18 protein-coding genes are annotated in these 17,325 nt (G+C 31.8%); 11 read left to right on the plus strand and 7 right to left on the minus strand.

The annotated features are described in order from the left end of the window. Nucleotides 1-39: 39 nt before the first annotated feature. From HXZ74_RS15220 to HXZ74_RS15235, 4 genes are all read left to right on the plus strand, one after another. A complete protein-coding gene (locus HXZ74_RS15220) occupies nucleotides 40-468 on the plus strand; it encodes a CC0125/CC1285 family lipoprotein (protein ID WP_038335681.1) in 429 nt (142 codons plus the stop codon). Between the two features lie 95 nt (nucleotides 469-563). Continuing rightward, nucleotides 564-1,820: a Y-family DNA polymerase gene (locus HXZ74_RS15225; protein ID WP_286476197.1), complete on the plus strand. Its 1,257-nt coding sequence runs from the start codon at nucleotides 564-566 to the stop codon at nucleotides 1,818-1,820. A 12-nt stretch (nucleotides 1,821-1,832) separates the two neighbouring features. Continuing rightward, on the plus strand, nucleotides 1,833-2,291 hold the full coding sequence (locus HXZ74_RS15230; RefSeq protein ID WP_280063004.1) for a LexA family protein: 459 nt from the start codon (nucleotides 1,833-1,835) through the stop codon (nucleotides 2,289-2,291). Nucleotides 2,292-2,347: 56 nt separating this feature from the next. Further along, nucleotides 2,348-2,842 carry a hypothetical protein gene (locus HXZ74_RS15235; protein WP_280063005.1) on the plus strand — a complete coding sequence of 165 codons (495 nt, stop codon included), beginning with the start codon at nucleotides 2,348-2,350 and terminating at the stop codon, nucleotides 2,840-2,842. A gap of 53 nt (nucleotides 2,843-2,895) precedes the next feature. Here the strand turns inward: HXZ74_RS15235 and HXZ74_RS15240 are convergent, their stop codons facing one another. Continuing rightward, nucleotides 2,896-4,284, minus strand: coding sequence for a hypothetical protein (locus HXZ74_RS15240; RefSeq protein ID WP_286476200.1), 1,389 nt, complete (start codon nucleotides 4,282-4,284; stop codon nucleotides 2,896-2,898). Between the two features lie 294 nt (nucleotides 4,285-4,578). On the opposite strand from HXZ74_RS15240, the gene HXZ74_RS15245 reads away from it, so the two are divergent. Together HXZ74_RS15245 and HXZ74_RS15250 are read left to right on the plus strand one after the other, a co-directional pair. After that, nucleotides 4,579-4,827: a type B 50S ribosomal protein L31 gene (locus HXZ74_RS15245; RefSeq protein WP_180906240.1), complete on the plus strand. Its 249-nt coding sequence runs from the start codon at nucleotides 4,579-4,581 to the stop codon at nucleotides 4,825-4,827. Between the two features lie 132 nt (nucleotides 4,828-4,959). Further along, nucleotides 4,960-6,132 (plus strand): proline dehydrogenase family protein, encoded by a 1,173-nt coding sequence (locus HXZ74_RS15250; RefSeq protein WP_115001213.1) that lies wholly within the window; start codon nucleotides 4,960-4,962, stop codon nucleotides 6,130-6,132. A 51-nt stretch (nucleotides 6,133-6,183) separates the two neighbouring features. On the opposite strand, the gene HXZ74_RS15255 is transcribed toward HXZ74_RS15250, so the two are convergent. From HXZ74_RS15255 to HXZ74_RS15265, 3 genes are all read right to left on the minus strand, one after another. Beyond that, nucleotides 6,184-6,492 (minus strand): hypothetical protein, encoded by a 309-nt coding sequence (locus HXZ74_RS15255; protein WP_038335687.1) that lies wholly within the window; start codon nucleotides 6,490-6,492, stop codon nucleotides 6,184-6,186. A gap of 67 nt (nucleotides 6,493-6,559) precedes the next feature. After that, nucleotides 6,560-6,871, minus strand: coding sequence for a cupin domain-containing protein (locus tag HXZ74_RS15260; protein WP_180906243.1), 312 nt, complete (start codon nucleotides 6,869-6,871; stop codon nucleotides 6,560-6,562). A gap of 82 nt (nucleotides 6,872-6,953) precedes the next feature. Next, nucleotides 6,954-7,268, minus strand: coding sequence for a hypothetical protein (locus tag HXZ74_RS15265; protein WP_286476202.1), 315 nt, complete (start codon nucleotides 7,266-7,268; stop codon nucleotides 6,954-6,956). A 375-nt stretch (nucleotides 7,269-7,643) separates the two neighbouring features. Between HXZ74_RS15265 and priA the strand changes: the two genes are divergently transcribed. Then, on the plus strand, nucleotides 7,644-10,103 hold the full coding sequence (gene priA / locus HXZ74_RS15270) for a replication restart helicase PriA (protein ID WP_286476204.1): 2,460 nt from the start codon (nucleotides 7,644-7,646) through the stop codon (nucleotides 10,101-10,103). Between the two features lie 42 nt (nucleotides 10,104-10,145). Here priA and HXZ74_RS15275 read toward each other — a convergent pair whose 3' ends face one another. The 3 genes from HXZ74_RS15275 to HXZ74_RS15285 are packed head-to-tail and all read right to left on the minus strand — an operon-like array spanning nucleotide 10,146 to nucleotide 11,433. Continuing rightward, nucleotides 10,146-10,520 (minus strand): hypothetical protein, encoded by a 375-nt coding sequence (locus HXZ74_RS15275; protein WP_115001205.1) that lies wholly within the window; start codon nucleotides 10,518-10,520, stop codon nucleotides 10,146-10,148. Between the two features lie 12 nt (nucleotides 10,521-10,532). Next, nucleotides 10,533-10,880, minus strand: a complete 348-nt coding sequence (locus HXZ74_RS15280) for a hypothetical protein (RefSeq protein WP_115001203.1) — start codon at nucleotides 10,878-10,880, stop codon at nucleotides 10,533-10,535. 52 nt (nucleotides 10,881-10,932) lie between these two features. Beyond that, the gene (locus HXZ74_RS15285) at nucleotides 10,933-11,433 is read right to left on the minus strand and encodes a GbsR/MarR family transcriptional regulator (RefSeq protein ID WP_038335692.1); all 501 of its coding nucleotides are present in this window, start codon (nucleotides 11,431-11,433) and stop codon (nucleotides 10,933-10,935) included. Nucleotides 11,434-11,606: 173 nt separating this feature from the next. On the opposite strand from HXZ74_RS15285, the gene HXZ74_RS15290 reads away from it, so the two are divergent. The 4 genes from HXZ74_RS15290 to HXZ74_RS15305 are packed head-to-tail and all read left to right on the plus strand — an operon-like array spanning nucleotide 11,607 to nucleotide 15,997. Continuing rightward, complete coding sequence (locus tag HXZ74_RS15290) at nucleotides 11,607-12,296, plus strand: ABC transporter ATP-binding protein (RefSeq protein WP_135836687.1); 690 nt, start codon at nucleotides 11,607-11,609, stop codon at nucleotides 12,294-12,296. Between the two features lie 57 nt (nucleotides 12,297-12,353). Further along, complete coding sequence (locus HXZ74_RS15295) at nucleotides 12,354-13,583, plus strand: ABC transporter permease (RefSeq protein WP_115001199.1); 1,230 nt, start codon at nucleotides 12,354-12,356, stop codon at nucleotides 13,581-13,583. Continuing rightward, the gene (locus HXZ74_RS15300) at nucleotides 13,583-14,839 is read left to right on the plus strand and encodes an ABC transporter permease (RefSeq protein WP_115001197.1); all 1,257 of its coding nucleotides are present in this window, start codon (nucleotides 13,583-13,585) and stop codon (nucleotides 14,837-14,839) included. Before HXZ74_RS15295 ends, HXZ74_RS15300 begins: the two co-directional genes overlap by 1 nt. 24 nt (nucleotides 14,840-14,863) lie before the next feature. After that, nucleotides 14,864-15,997: an efflux RND transporter periplasmic adaptor subunit gene (locus HXZ74_RS15305; protein WP_115001196.1), complete on the plus strand. Its 1,134-nt coding sequence runs from the start codon at nucleotides 14,864-14,866 to the stop codon at nucleotides 15,995-15,997. The last annotated feature ends 1,328 nt before the right edge of the window (nucleotides 15,998-17,325 follow it).

Raw genomic sequence — 17,325 nt, forward strand, 5'->3', positions numbered from 1 at the left:
AACAACTTTTGTTAAAGCACAATAACCAATTATAATGATATGAAAAAATTAACTCAAATTTTATGTGCTGGAGCTTTCATTTTTGCTTTAGCAAGTTGTCATAACAGCAAGGCTGTTGCATACCAAAAAGATAATGGTACAGGCGGTTATACCGAAGAAAAGGTGAACAATGATACCTATATTGTTAGTTTTGATGGAAACGAATACAATAAAAAAGACAAAACGTTTGACTATGCTTTGTTGAGAGCAGCGGAAATAGGTCAGCGTAATAATTTTGATTATTTTGCAATTTTAAGTACAGTGAACGATAAAGTCTTGGAAAAAAGTAACAGCTACACAAAATTAGATAGTAATGATACGTGGCTGAAAGTACAATATTTCAAAAACAGTAAACCAATAAAATTTCAAACGGTTTATGAACCAGCTGTTGTAATAAAAGATTTGCATAAAAAATATAAAATTAAATAAGGATACAAACCACTCATTTGAGTGGTTTTTTGTTTTGGAATAAATTAACATTTTCGATGACACAATGTGGCGTTTTAACTTCTCAACTTTGTACTATGTTCGCATTGATAGATTGTAATAATTTTTACGCCAGTTGCCATCGTGTTTTTCAACCGAAGCTTCTTCATCAGCCAATTGTAGTATTGTCTAATAATGATGGTTGTGTAATTTCGCGTTCTGCGGAAGCGAAGTTAGCTGGAATTCCAATGGGTGCGCCTGCGCATCAATTTCAACGTATTTTTGAACAGAAAAAAATCAAAGTTTTTTCGTCAAATTATCAATTATATGCGGATATGAGCAATCGTGTAATGTCGATTTTATCGTTGTATTCGCCTGATCAAGAAATTTATTCGATAGACGAATGTTTCTTAAAATTGAATGGATTTGATCGTTTTGATTTGAAAAATTACGGATTAGAAATCAAATCTAAAATTTATCAGTTTACAAAATTGCCAGTTTGTGTCGGAATTGCACCAACTAAATCCTTGGCGAAATTAGCGAATCATATTGCGAAAAAATTTCCAGAAGTTCATCAAGGAGTTTATGTTATTCAGACGCAAGAACAAATCCATAAAGCGTTAAAATGGCTAAATATCGAAGATGTTTGGGGGATTGGTCGACGAATGTCACGACGTCTGAGAATGATCGGTGTCAATAAAGCGTTGGACTTTGTACAATTAAAAGATGATTTTCTTCGGAAAGAATTTTCGATAGTAGGTTTGCGTTTGAAAAAAGATTTGTTAGGTGAAGCGGTGTTAGATTTAGAAGCTATTTCGGCAAAGAAAAGTATAGCAACGACGCGTAGTTTTGAAGAATATACCAACGATTTTGAATATGTAAAAGAGCGTGTTGCTACTTTTGCGGTTTCGTGTGCAGAGAAACTTCGGAAACAGAATTCGTCTTGCAATTTGATTACAGTTTTTATTCAGACCAATAATTTTGATAGAAATAAACCGCAATATTACCGTACAATTTCGGTCCATTTACCTTACGAATCGAATTCAAGTATTACGTTGTCCAAATTTGCAATCAAAGCGTTTGAGCAAATTTATAAGGAAGGTTATGAGTATAAAAAAGCTGGAGTAGTGGTGTCTGGAATTGTTTCGTCAGATCAAAAACAATTATCGCTTTTCGAGGAAGAAAATCAACATCACCCAGATTTGATGAAAGTCATCGATTTGTTGAACAAAAAATTTGGTGCGGCAAAAATAAAATTAGCTTCGCAAGATTTGAATAAAACGTGGAAAATGCGTCAAAATAATTTATCGCCTTGTTATACGACGAAGTGGAAAGATTTGTTGGTGGTGTATTAAATGATAGAAAAAATGAATGGAGAGATAAAAATGTTAGACAAAGAACTCAATCTTTTTGTGATAAATACAGATGGTGAGAAAAAATATATTCCGAATTTTGGTCATGTAAATGCTGGATTTCCTTCACCTGCGGAAGATTTTGTAGATGATAAAATAAGTTTGGACGAACGTTATTTAACGCATCCCGAATCTACTTTTTTGATTGTCGTTGGTGGAGATTCGATGTATCCTGTTTATCAAAAAAATGATATTTTGGTGATTCGGACTGATCTTATTCCATTGCATCACGATGATATTATTGTTTCCGTTAATAATGAGGATTATACGTTGAAACGCTTTGATAAAATAAACAATAAATTAATTGCGATAAATCCAAATTACAAAGATTGTGTGCAAATACACGAAAATGATGAGGTGGTTATTTTAGGTGTTGTGGGTGTGTTGGTGAGAGAAAAAACGAATAGAATTTAAACCTTTGTTGTAACTTTTTTATAAAACATGCATCTTAATAGTAAAGATATGATGTTATGAGAAAATTTATTTTATTGTGTTTTGCAGTGATGTTGGTACAATCTTGTGTGACAATTGATGTGAATAAAGATCCTTATTATCAGAAATATAATAATCAGAGTTATGAAAAATCTTCAATTTCTGGGTTAAGTATTTCGAATATGAGAATGAATAAAAACTCTAGAATTGCTACAAAAAAACAATATGTAGGCAGAAATGAATTGAAAATTAAAATAGAGAATTCTTCGGGAGGTTTTTATTATGTGATAACAGTTAAAGAGCCGATGAAAGTTCGTTTTGAATTGGGTGTTAAAAATAGTAGTAGCGCGATAGAAGCTTCAATTGTTGATAAGGATAAAAAAGAATTTTTTAGCTTAAAATCAAATGGGAATCGTCATAATAATAGAATAGAAATTATAGATTTTGATAAAGCCGGAGATTATTATTTGAAGTTTAATTCTGAAGAAAATTATAGAGGAAAAATTAATATTTTACTGAATAGAATTGAGTAAGATTTATAAAAAAAAAAGAAGCGCTAAAAATTAATTTTTAGCGCTTTTATTTTTTATTGAAATGCTCCAATTGTAGGAGTTGTGCCTCGTGGTTGTCCATTATAATCTAACGGATATTGTTGCGCAAAAGATATTTTTCCTTTTCCTTTTGCAGGTGATTCGTTTTTCACCGCTAATTTATTTGCAAAATACGCTGTATTTTCAAACATTGGATCTAATGTAATACTTGCCAAGAAATTTGGCGCAGTTGTTACATTTAACGTTGATGTATCTACATTATGAATAATATTGGTATCAAATAAATAATTGAAAGCCGCACCATCTTTTTTATCCAATAAAATAGCATTTGGCGTATTATCATTATAAAAAATACAATTCCCGAATGTTGCTTTAGTTAAAGCCGAAACATTTTTATCATTGTTTTCATTACTCAAGAAAAGTGAATAAGCAGGTCCAGCACCTGTCGCAAAATGGTAATAATTGGCAAAAGTAGAATGATAAAATTCGTACAAACCTCCATATTCTATTGCTAAAGTTGCCAAATTACTATTATTCATCACCAAATTGTAACCTGTAATTGTAGCGTTTGTAGCTAAAATTCCATACGATTGATTATTGACAATTTTAGCGTTACTAATATCTAATTTAGCATTATTTACGTGTAAACCAGTGTCAGCACCAATAATTTTTGCATAATTGATTTTCGATGTACTATTTGGAGCTAATTCGATTTTGTTCCATTGATCAGGAATCGAATCATATTTGTTATCATGACGCGCCGAACGAAATTTCACTTCTTCATTCAAAGCTCCATTTACCGTAAGTTTTGCATTGTTTCCAATCGTTAAACTTGCTCCTTTTTTGAAATAAACTTTTGCACCTTTATCAATTGTTAAATCACTTGTAACCGTTAAATTTCCATCAATTACTTGGGCTTCGTTTACATTCCAATTTGCAGAAGAAATTGTAGCATCTTTTGCATGAATTTTAGCTTTTTCTATCCAAGAAAGTAACTTAATTTTTTTAGAAGAATTGGTTGTTTCGAAATTAATTTCGTCATCGTAAAGTGGATTAAGAGGCGCTTCTTGTGCATTTACTTCAACAAAAATAAATAAACTATCTTTTTTGCGAATCGGCACATTTTCGAAACTTGTTCCTGCTTTTCCGTCTACATTTATATTGAAAAATGAATTATTTCCACGTGTCAAATATATTTTTGGAATTACGCGATCATCATTCTCAGGATTATAAATTTTAAGAAGATAAGTTTCAGATTTAGAAAAATTATATACGGTATCTACGGAAACGGTATCTTTGCTAAAACGCAATTCAGAACTAATTGGATCATAGTCAAAATCATCGCGACAAGATTGAAAACCAATCAAAGAAGCAATACCAAGTCCGGCGATTAATGTTTTTACGTTCATAAAGTTATCATTCATTATATAAGTTTAAACAGCAAATAATAGGTTTTATTGTAGATGGACAAAGATAAAAAATAGATTTTTATGAATAGATTCTGAAAAAATAGTTGTACGAATTACTAAAATGTTTATATTTGCACCACGAAAAATGTGTACAAGAAGTGCAGGTTTAATTTTAAGAAGCCCATTACACTCGAAATTAAATTTGCTTAACGTATTGTTTTAAATGTTTTTTTAATAAAATTGATTGTAACATTCTGTAAATAATATTATCTTTGCACTCCAATAAAGTTAACAAAGAAGATTAAAAAAATGAAAAAAGATATCCACCCAACAAATTACCGTTTGGTAGCATTCAAAGATATGTCTAACGAAGATGTATTCATCACAAAATCTTGTGCTGATACTAAAGATACATTAGTTGTTGACGGAGTAGAGTACCCATTAATCAAAATGGAGATTTCTTCTACATCTCACCCATTTTACACAGGTAAATCTAAATTGGTTGATACTGCAGGACGTATCGACAAATTCAGAAGCAAATACGCTAAAAAAGGATAAGAATAGGCAACTATTTGCAATCTTTAAAATATATCAAAAACCTACAAGAATTTCTTGTAGGTTTTTTTAGTTTAATCAGGTTTTAATTATAAATTTGTAACGTTATATTAACACAAAAAATAGTTAACTCACATGTCATTATTCGACAATACACAGTTTGCTTTCGAATCGAAATCAGATAAAGATTTAAAGAAAGCGTATTACTTATACAAGTTAATCGGAAGCCCCGCATTGACAAGTTTTGGAACTAAGTTTTTTAATTTACCATTTGCGGTAGATATCCCATTCGTAAAACCTGTAATTCGTGAAACAATCTACAAACAATTTGTAGGAGGAGAAACGGCAGAACAAGGTGTGGTTGTCGCAAATGAATTATTTAAATATCACGTAAGTTCTATTTTAGATTATTCTATCGAAGGATTAACAGAAGAAAAACAATTTGACGAAGTTCGTGACGTTATGTTACACTTGGTTGATTTAGCAAAATCTAATCAATCAATTCCATTTGTAGTTTTTAAACCAACTGCATTTGGTCGAATCGAATTATTTGAAAAAGTAGGAAAGAAACAAACGTTAACTGCAGAAGAAGAAAAATCTTGGGCAAATATTCGTCAACGTTTCGAGGCTGTATGTCAAAAAGGATATGATTTGGATGTTAATATCATGGTAGATGCAGAAGAAACTTGGATGCAAGGTTCTGCAGATGATTTGACTGACGAAATGATGGTGAAATATAACACAAAACGTGCATTAGTTTGGAATACGTTGCAAATGTATCGTCATGATCGTTTGGCTTATTTGAAAGAAATGCATGCAAAAGCAGAACGCGAAGGATATTTCTTAGGATTCAAAATTGTGCGTGGAGCATATATGGAGAAAGAGCGTGCACGTGCGCAAGCTGAAGGTTATCCATCTCCAATTCAACCAAACAAAGAAGCTTCGGATAGAGATTATAACTTAGCGTTAGAATTTATTGCTTCTCATCACGAGCGTTTTGGTTTATTCGCAGGTTCGCACAACGAAGAAAGTTGTGAATTGTTAATCAAATTGATGAACGAAAACGGAATCGAGAAAAATAATCCAAATTTCTGGTTTGGACAATTATTCGGAATGAGTGATAATATTTCGTTCAACTTGGCGCATTTAGGATACAATATTGCAAAATATTTACCTTATGGACCAATCAAAGAAGTAATGCCTTATTTGGTTCGTCGTGCACAAGAAAATACGTCTGTTGCAGGACAAACTGGACGTGAATTGATGCTGATCGAAAAAGAATTAGAGCGTCGTAAAAAATCGAAATAATCGTATTTTTATATCTAGCAAAAATCCACTCAATTTGAGTGGATTTTTTAATTAATTATTATTTTTCTTGATTTTAATCTTGCCTTTATGTTCGTGATACATCATACAAGTTGCTTTATTTTCTAACTCTTTGCATGTTTTTTCGAAATCATAAATAACACTTACTGTTTCACCTTCTTTTTTGTCCGAAAGCATTTCATTATTACAAACCAAATAATCCTCTTTATCATCAACACGAATGTAAGTTCCTGTACAATCTCTCACAATTGTTCCTGTAAATAATCGATCGTGTTTGATATTTGTACTACAAGAAGATAGGGCTAAGGTAAAGAGAGTAGTTAATGTGAAAAGTAGTTTCATATTTTAATAAATTAATAATCATAAATATAAAGTTTTTTATAGAGTAAATAAACAGAGCTTAACTATTTTAAAAACTTTTTTCATTAAAATTTAGAATAACCAACATCATCGAATCTTGTAAAGAAGTCACTTGATGAATAACTTTTGGAGGAAGAATATATTCGTCAAATTCTTTTAGATTGACAATCTCAATTTTCGAGTCAATTTCTATTTCACCTTTCAACATCAAAATTTTTGCATTTACAGGTAATTGATGATCGATTAATTTCAAACCTTTTTTCAGTCCAAAAGCAACAACACGTGTATCATCATTTCTGAAAATGATTTTTATAATTGGTTTTTCCGATTCCGAAATCTGATCTAAAATGGCATGTAACATAATGATAGTTTTTGAATTCTCTTAAAATTAGTATTAATTCTTCAAACTATCTGAAAATGAAATATTAATAATTTGTGAAATTTTATTTTTTAAATAATGATTGATAATGGATAATTGCAGTTGGATCAATTTCTATTTTCTTTTGAGATGATTTCGCTTGTAATAAGAAATGCAAGTGTAACTCATTTTTATTTGTTAATCCAACGTAGTATAGTTTTGGAAAAGTTTTCCATATTGCAGTTCCATTATTATTTACTTTTATACGAAGATTTGGGTTAGGATTATCTCTTCCGCTCGCATCATATAATTGTATTATTAGAATATTTTCGTACAAAATTGTTTCAACAGGTTCATTTTTATTATTGTAAGTAAAAATCCCAAGTTCATTTACCATCATAAAAGTTGCATATTTCTTACGTAAAAAATAAAAAGGGATTCCAATTAAACAAATAGCAACACAAAATAATAAACATACAAACAAAACAATGATTCCTGAAATTTTAAGACTGAAAGTAGAAAAAATAATGAGTATCAGAGAAATAATCAATGCTATAATGATTAACTGTGTTATAGTTTCATTCCTTCTTGTTTTCGATTTATTTTCGATACTATATATAGTAGAAGAGTTCATGATTTAATTTTTAATTAAATTAAAGATTTTTATTAATAATATAAAATCCCCAATTATAGCTAATAAATGCAAAAATATTTTCAAAACTTGCTTTTTATTTCTTCTAAAAATCTTCCTAACTTGCTGTTTTAAAATTACAGAATGACAACGAATTATTTTGCCGAAATTATTTTACCACTTTCATTAAATGGAACGTTTATGTATCATCTTTCTGAAATTGATTTACAGCAAATTAAAGTCGGTCAGCGTGTTTCCGTGCCTTTCGGAACGCAAAAATTATATACAGGAATTGTACATTCTATTCATCAAAATGCACCAGAATTATACAAAACAAAGGCGATTCATGCTTTTTTGGATGACGAACCTTTGGTAACGCAAACGCAAATTAATTTTTGGGAATGGATGGCGAATTATTATATGTGTTCGTTGGGCGATGTTTTCAGAAATGCTTTTCCTTCTGCATTAAAATTAGAATCTCAAACTTTTGTTCGATTAATTAATCCAAATTATGAAACAATTGAAGAACTAAATGATTATGAATTTTTAGTTTTTGAAGCATTGAAATTAAGAGAAATCATTTCGGTTGAAGAAGCAGCTTTAATTGTGGATGAAAAATCAGCAATTCCAACACTTAAATTATTAATTGATAAAGGAATTATTCGATTAGATGAAAAACTCAACGAAAAATATACGCCAAAAATTGATAATTATGTCAGGTTACATCCCGATTTAAAAGGAAATGAAGTTGCTTTTATCGAAATTTTAAATCAATTAAATAAAGCACCAAAACAGCGCGAAACTTTGTTGCAATTGATTACATTAGAAACACAATTACAAGAAAAACCGCTAAAAGTGGCAGATTTTGTAAAACAAGGTGCGACAAATGCAGTACTTAAATCGTTAGCAGAAAAAGGAGCGGTCGAAATTTATCAGCATCAAACTTCTCGTGTAGAAGAACAGGAGAAAGATGTAACTGAAATTTCAGAATTAACCTTGAAACAAACTGCTGCTCTAAATCAAATTAAAGAAGATTTTAAAGATAAATCGACTGTTTTGTTGCATGGTGTAACATCAAGTGGAAAGACAGAAATTTATCTGAAATTGATGGAGCAAATAATTGCGAAAGGAAATAAAGTGTTGTATTTATTGCCAGAAATTTCTGTGACTACGCAAATTGTTCATCGTATAAAAAAGCATTTTGGAGAAAGAGTAGGAGTTTATCATTCGAAATTCAATCAAAATGAACGTGTCGAGTTGTGGCAAAAAACCTTGAATGGGGATTTCGATATTATCATTGGTCCTCGAACAGCGTTGTATTTGCCTTTTGATAATTTGGGAATGATTATCGTCGATGAAGAGCACGAATCGTCTTATAAACAAATGGATGTAAAACCATTTTTTCATGCACGCGATATGGCGATGTTGCTTGGAGGAATGATGAATGCGAAAGTTTTGTTAGGTTCGGCGACGCCTTCGGCTGAAAGTTATTATAATGCGAAAAATAAAAAATATGGTTATGTCGAATTAACGGAGCGTTTTGGAAATATAAAGCTGCCCGAAATTAATTTGATTGACCTCAAAAAAGCGCAAAAGGAAAAAGAAATTACAGAAGATATTTCGCATACACTTCGTGATGAAATTTTCAATCAATTGCATCAAAAAAAGCAAGTCATTTTGTTTCAGAATCGCCGTGGATATGCACCGATTATGGAATGTAATACGTGTGGACATACGCCTGAATGTCCAAATTGCGATGTCAGTTTAACGTATCATAAATTCTCTAATCAACTCAAATGTCATTATTGTGGTTATGCGCAAGCGAAACCTTTGCGTTGTCCAAGTTGTGGTTCGCACGAATTGAATACAAAAGGTTTGGGAACGGAGCAGATAGAACAGCAAGTTCAAACGATTTTTCCTGATGCAAAAGTTCGAAGAATGGATGTCGATTCGATGCGCGGGAAATTTGCTTACGAAAAATTGATTGAAGATTTCGAGAACAAAGAAATTGATATTTTAATTGGAACACAAATGATTACAAAAGGTTTTGATTTTGGAAATGTTAATTTTGTTGGTGTTATTCGAGCAGATTCTTTGTTAAATTTTCCTGATTTTAGAGCGCACGAAAAAGCGTTTCAATTGTTAACGCAAGTTTCTGGTCGTGCAGGTCGTCGTCAAGAACAAGGAAAAGTATTGATTCAATCTTTTCAGCCAGAACATCAGATTTTGCAAAATGTCACAACCTACAGTTATGCACCAACGATGAAAGATATTTTGTATGAGCGAAAAGAATTCTTGTATCCTCCTTATTCACGGTTAATCAAGTTGCGTTTCAAGCATAAAAATAAAGAGCGTTTGGATAAAACGGCGGCTCAATTAGTCGTTTTGCTTAAACCAAGTTTTGATGCAAAATGTTTACTTGGTCCAGAAACGCCTTCGATTGGAAGAATCAATAATTTGTATATTACAGATGTGATGATTAAAATTAGACCAAATCAATCACCTCAAAAAGTAAAAGATTTAATTCAAGCAAAAATAGATCAATTGCATACAATTGCAGCTTTTCGTTCGGTACGAATTGATGTTGATGTTGATCCAGTTTAAAATAAAAACCTCCCAAAAGTTAACTTTTGGGAGGTTTTCTTGTTAAGATTCTAAACTTCTTAAATATTGTTGTTGTAAAGATCGTCGTCTGCCTTTCATAAATAAGAAAAGGTTTAGCATCAACATTATTCCTAAATAAATGGCGAAACCACCAATTTTTGTACTTAATTTTACAATTAAATCTTCGGTTGTAGCGATAGAAGTCATGTAAACAATTAGCATGGCGAAACCGATATTCAAAAGATAAAAACCAATTTTGAACAATGAATTTGTTGCGCTTGCAATATCTTCTTTTTGATGGAAAATATCGTACATAAATATTTTTCCATTTTTGAATAAAACGTTAGAAACTGCGATTGTCATTAATATTGCCACTGGTAAGTAAACCAAATATGCAATTAGATTGTAATTTGTCATAATTTGCTGTGTTTAAGTGTTTATTTTTTTGCTTTTTCTTGCGATATAAATAATTGATAAATTAATAAAATGTAATATTCCGAGGATTAATAATATAAATCCAATTTTGTAGGACAATGAAGAAAACATGATGGTAATGGAGTCAACTTGTTCCCAGTTTTGTAAACTTATTGCCGAAAAACCTAAATTGACCAAATAGTATCCAATCAATAAAAGATTATTAATCGATTGACAAACAGAATGATTATCGATTAAGTTTGTCAAGTACACAAAACCAATTTTATACACTTTCCAACCAATAAAAATGGTGATGTAGAAAGTAATAATCAGATAAATGATATACGAAATAATATTATACATATTGAATTTTCAATAATTTTTGAAATTTGTGATTCAAAAAAATACGAATTGATTATTTTATCAAATTCGTGATTTTTCCTACCAACCAATGCTCATCAGATTTGATAGCAAGGTCCATTATATTATTGATTTTTGTCGAAACAGAAGATAAATCTTGTAATAATTTTGCAAATTCTTTTGCATCATCAGATTGATCGTCGATGTTTTTTAATGATTCTAAAAAATCAATTACCGGCTCTATTTCACGCTTTCTGCGTTCTTTTGTAATTTGTTTGAATAAATACCAAACATCTTTATCGGCAACAAAATATTCTTTACGTTCTCCTTTTATCAATTCTTTTCTTACAATTCCCCAATCCATCAAAGCACGCAAATTCATATTTGCATTTCCGCGAGAAATTTGTAATTCCTCCATAATTTGATCTGTAGAAATAGGTTCATTATACGTTAATAATAATGCATGAACTTGTGCCATAGTACGATTTATTCCCCAGTTAACAGCGAAAGTTCCCCAAGTTTGAACAAATTTTTCTTTTGATTCTTCTAATTTCATTGCAATTATTATTTACACAAATATATATAAATTTCTATACTTTCAAAAATTATTGAAAATTAATTTTGAAAAATATTTTAGCGCTATTTATAAGATAAATCTTAAACTTGCTTGTAACATTTTTCTGATAATTTCGACTTATCTGTTATCTTTATTGAAATTTACAACAATCTATGATATCTATTCGAGATTTAAATAAATCCTACATAATGGGAAAAAATAAACTTCACGTACTCAAAGGAATTAACCTTGAGATTGCAGAAGGTGAATTTGTTGCGATTATGGGATCTTCGGGTTCGGGGAAATCAACTTTATTGAATATCATTGGGATGTTGGACGAGCATGATACAGGTATTTATGAATTGGATGGCGTTAGAATCGAGAAATTAAACGAAACTAAAGCCGCTAATTATCGAAACAAATTTTTAGGATTTATTTTTCAATCGTATAATTTGATTGGTTTCAAAAATGTCTTAGAAAATGTTGCCTTGCCGTTGTATTATCAAAAAGTAAAACGTTCGGATCGAAATAAAATCGCGCTTAGTTATCTGGAAAGAGTAGGGTTGGAGCCTTGGGCTACTCATATGCCAAACGAACTTTCGGGAGGACAAAAACAGCGTGTTGCAATTGCGCGCGCGTTGGCTGCAAAACCAAAATTGTTATTAGCCGATGAACCTACAGGAGCGTTGGATACGAAGACTTCGCAAGAAGTGATGCACTTGATTCAAGAAATTAATGACGAAGGTAAAACAATTGTCATGGTGACGCACGAAGACGATATTGCTAATATGTGCAAACGTATTGTTCGCCTGAAAGATGGTGTAATTGTAAGTGACGAAAAAGTAGAACAAGTAAGAGTTTAATGATTTTCGAAATTTAAACTTCGTCAATCATAAATCAAAGAATCGTAAATATAAAATATGTTTGATACAGACCGTTGGAGCGAAATATGGTCGTCCATTGCAAGTAATAAATTGCGTACGGCATTGTCGGGTTTGACAATCGCTTTGGCGCTTTTTGTGTTTATTACATTGTATGGATTGGGAAATGGTTTGCAGAACGGATTTCAACAAGAATTCTTTAAAGCAAATTCACTAAATATTACCGTTAATGGCGGAACGACAACTGAGCCTTACAATGGTTTCAAACAAGGGCGTACAATAGAATTGGACGTAAAAGATTTTGATTTTATTAAACATTCTTTTCCAGATGAAATAAAATCGATTGTAAGTACAATTTCGAAAAGTGATACGATTCGAAATGAAGCTAATTCAGGAAGTTATTCGATTACTGGAGTTTATCCAGAATATGAATCAATGATTAATGAAAACGTAACTCTTGGTCGATTTATCAATAAAAAAGATATGGAAAATCAGTCTAAATCAATTGTTATTGGACGATTGGTTGCGCAAGATTTTTTTCCAAATCAAATTGCAATTGGTAAATATTTGCAATTAGGTTCAAGTATGTATCAAGTGGTTGGTGTTTTCGAAAGTAAAGATGGTGGTGATAATGCTGAACGTGCTTTGTATGCGCCTTTTACAACGTTTAGAACGATTTATGCGACGGACAAAGTATCATCGATTATTGTAACACCAAAAGATGGAATGGCTTTGGCCGATATTTCTAAACTAGCAAATGCAATCGAATATAATATAAAAGGTCGACACAATGTTGCGCCTTCTGATTATGGTGGAGTTTGGGTGCGAAATGCAGCCGATGCAATGGAAGATACCAATCAATTTTTCTTGATTCTGACAATTATTGTATTTGTAATTGGTGGAGGAAGTTTGATTGCAGGAATCGTAAGTATTGGAAATATTATGGTGTTTAGTGTAAAAGAACGTACCAAAGAAATTGGTATTCGAAAAGCTTTAGGCGCAACACCAGCCAATGTTTTGGGATTGATTTTACAAGAAGCAATTATGATTACAATTATTTTCGGAGCAATAGGAATTGCTTTAGCGGCACTTGTTGTAGAAAATATTGGTGATAGTTTAGAAGAATATTTTATTTATAATCCAGGTGTAGAAACCAATTCGTTGGTCATGGCTTGTATTATTTTATTTGTTGCAGGAACAGTTTCTGGATTAATTCCAGCTTTGAATGCAGCACGTATTAAACCTATTGATGCTTTAAGAGACGAATAATGAACTTTATAAAATTTGTTTTTGATCCAGATGCTTGGAGCGAAGTCTACGCGGCGATTCGTAAAAATAAATTGCGCACTATTTTGACGATGATTGGTGTCGCATGGGGAATGTTCTTATTTGTATTATTGTTAGGCGTAACACGTGGTTTGCAAAATGGTTTTGACCGAAATTTAGCAGATGCCGCAACCAATTCATTATTTGTTTGGGGAGGAACAACATCGATGCCGTATCAAGGATTTCAAAAAGATCGCACAATTGAATTGAAAATGAGTGATGTTCGTCAAATTCAGGCTCGTTTTCCTCAAATTTCGTTGTTAGCACCTCGAAACTCGAAACCAAATTCTATTTTAACTTACGGAACAAAATATAATTTTTATACGGTCAATGGAGATTATCCAGACCAAAACCGAATGTTTGGGAAAGATATTATTCAAGGTCGTTTTATCAATGAAGATGATATCAAAACTGAATCGAAAGTTTGTGTGATTGGAATTGAAGTTGCGGAACAATTTTTTGGTGATAAACCAAAACCGTTGGGTAAAGAAATCAGAATTAGTGATAGTTATTATACAATTGTTGGCGTTTACGACACACCTTCTTCGCCTGTAGAGAGCAAAGATCAAGTGTTTATTCCGTTTACAACATTTCAAAAAATATACAATCAAGGGGAAACGATTCAATATTTAAGTTTGAGTTTGCCTAATAATTATGATATTGTTGCATTCGAAAAAGAATTAAAAACATATCTGAAACAGATTAAAAATATTTCGCCTGATGACGACCAAGGAATTGGAGGTTTTAACTTGGGTGAAATGCTTGGGAAGATTATGAAATTCGTAAAAGGAATGCAATTTTTAGCAATTGTTGTAGGAGGGATGACATTGTTTTCTGGCGTTATTGCGATTGCAAGTATTTTATTGATTACTGTTTCAGAACGCACAAAAGAATTTGGAATTCGAAGAGCATTAGGTGCTATTCCTGCTCAAATTCGAGGACAGATTTTGTTAGAATCAGTAGTTTTAACATTAATTGCAGGTTTAGGCGGAATTATTTTTGCAGCACTCTTGCTAATGGTTCTCAACGAAGTCATCATTCCATCAAATAAAAACATACCTTTATATAATGCGTCAATCGATTTGTTTACACTTTTTACAGCTTTAGCGGTGATGGTGGTTATGGCAACTTTAGCAGGATTGATTCCTGCTCAACGCGCAATTCAAATCAAACCTATTGATGCTTTGAGAGATGAATAACTAAAACTTAACAGATATAAAAGAATGAAAAAATTTCTAAAGATTTTGATGATTGTCGTTTTTATCGGTGCTGTAATCGGTGTGATTGCATATTTCGGTAAAAAGAATAGCCAAGACAATGAAGTTTATGAAACGACAACACCTTTTATGGGAAATATCGAGGTGAAAGCTGTTGCAACTGGTGAAGTAAAACCGTTGGAAACAATTGAAATTAAGCCAAATATTTCAGGTGTTATAAAATCGATTAATGTTGCAGAAGGACAATATGTAGAGCGCGGTCAGTTGATTTGCGAACTGAAAGTTGTTCCTAATGTTCAATCGTTAAATGCAGCTCGTCAGTCAATTCAAGCGGCACAAATTACAGTCGATCAAGAACGTCGTAATTTCAATCGAACATCTACTTTATACAATCAAGGTGTTTTGCCTCGTGCAGATTATGATAATGCAAATGCAACATATAAATCAGCTCAACAACAGTTAAAAGCTGCCGAAAACGATTACAAAGTTGCGCAAACAGGCATTGCTCCTGGTTTGGAAGCTTATGCAACAACGCGTATTACAGCAACTACTTCGGGAATGATTTTAGATATTCCTGTTGAGGTTGGGAATATGGTGCAAGAGATTAATAATTTCTCTACAGGAACGACGATTGCTACGATGGCTGATGTTAAGAAAATGATTTTCCAAGGGAAAGTTGATGAAGCTGAGGTAGGTAAATTGAAGGAAGGAATGAAAATTAATGTATCGATTGGTGCAATTCCGAACAAAACTTTTACAGCGATTCTTGATTTTATTTCGCCTCAAGGAGTTGCAACGAATGGAGTGGTGCAGTTCGAAATTAAAGCGCCGGTTCAATTAGATTCTGATAATTTTATCCGTGCGGGATATTCTGCAAACGCTGAGGTTGTAACTCAAGAAGCGAAAAATGTATTGTTGGTAAAATCAGCGCATGTTCGTTACGATGAAAACCAAAAACCATATGTTGAGATTCTCACTTCTGGTAAAGGACAAGATGCGAAGTACGAAAAGAAATACATCACCCTTGGAATTACAGACGGTGTGAATGTTCAAGTAAAATCTGGCTTGAAAAAAACAGATAAAATCAAAATTTGGAATACCGATTTAGAAAAAGACAAAAACGGTAACGGTCCACATTAATAAGATAAAAAAGGAGAACTAAATGTTCTCCTTTTGTATTTATTGTAACTATCATTCGAGCTTTTCTATATTAATTGTAATAAAAACCTGTCATTCTGAATGTAGCTTTAGCGCAATGAAGAATCTATATATTACACACAGTTTGTCCTGCTGAACTCGTTTCAGCATCTCATGCAGAATTATAAATGATAAGCTTTTACTTTATCAAAGAGTTTTTTATGAAAACTTAATTATGATGTCTTGCAAAATTCGTTTCAGTCTCACATCCATTTTATTATTAACTATATTAAATAAATCATTCTCGCTTCGCGACAATTCTTATGAGTCGATAACCACAAAGTATCCGCTGTTGCTTTGCTTAATTCAGCAAACCATCACCGTCTAATCATTCCCTTGTAGTAAAAACTAACAAAAAAATATCCCCTTGAGGGGATTATAGGGGTGTTTTTTAGTTATGAGTAGTAAGTAATGAGCGCTAATTTTCGAGAAACAAAAAAAGTATGCTATCTATAAATAGATGATTTCCTTTTTGAACTATTATAAAACTTCTTCACAAAACTATCTCCATCCAGTCCTGCTGAACTCGTTTCAGCATCGCATCCAAATAATCAAAAAACAAATTCTCTTGTATAATCGAATTTAAGAACGACCTTTCAATAAAAAGGCGTTCATAAATGAAGAAGTTCGAAGCGAAGAAAAAGATTTAGCCGATAGGTTTTTAAATCTTTTCGCGCAGAATGATTCATTTTAGCCTTTTTGTTGAGGTCTTGATTTTAATACCCAAAATCATCTCATGATTTTTCCTCTTAATCTCAAATGTTTTTTTATCAAGAAAAAAATGAAAGTTAATATTATTTTTTTACATAAATCTCTCTATTTCGTCTACCGTTTAGCGTAATCCGTCAAACATTTCAAAAAATATTTCCCATCGTACCAGTCACTTAAGAGAAGAATGTAAAATAAATGTAAAGTATGTTTGGAAAAGCGGAAAAATGGTGCGTATATTTGCAACCGCAATACGAAAGACGAGTAGTATTGAAATTGACATAAGGACTTATATAGCGACAAAATTTATTTAAAAATAAATTTGCGAGTTTAGAAATAAGTATTACCTTTGCAAACCAATTCCGAGAGGAGTTTGAGAGCGAAAGTAAAATTGACTTGTTGAAATAAAAACTTTAAAAATTTATCAAATAAAATTTGTTAGTTAAAAAATAAGTATTACCTTTGCAACCGCAAATACCGAGAGGTTTTGCTAAATGAGAAGTTCATTTGAAATTATAAAATATACAGAAGAAAAAATAGCCGAATAAAACGAAGTCAATCCT

The organism is Empedobacter sp. R750 (assembly GCF_030324345.1).
Taxonomy (GTDB): Bacteria; Bacteroidota; Bacteroidia; order Flavobacteriales; family Weeksellaceae; genus Empedobacter; species Empedobacter falsenii_C.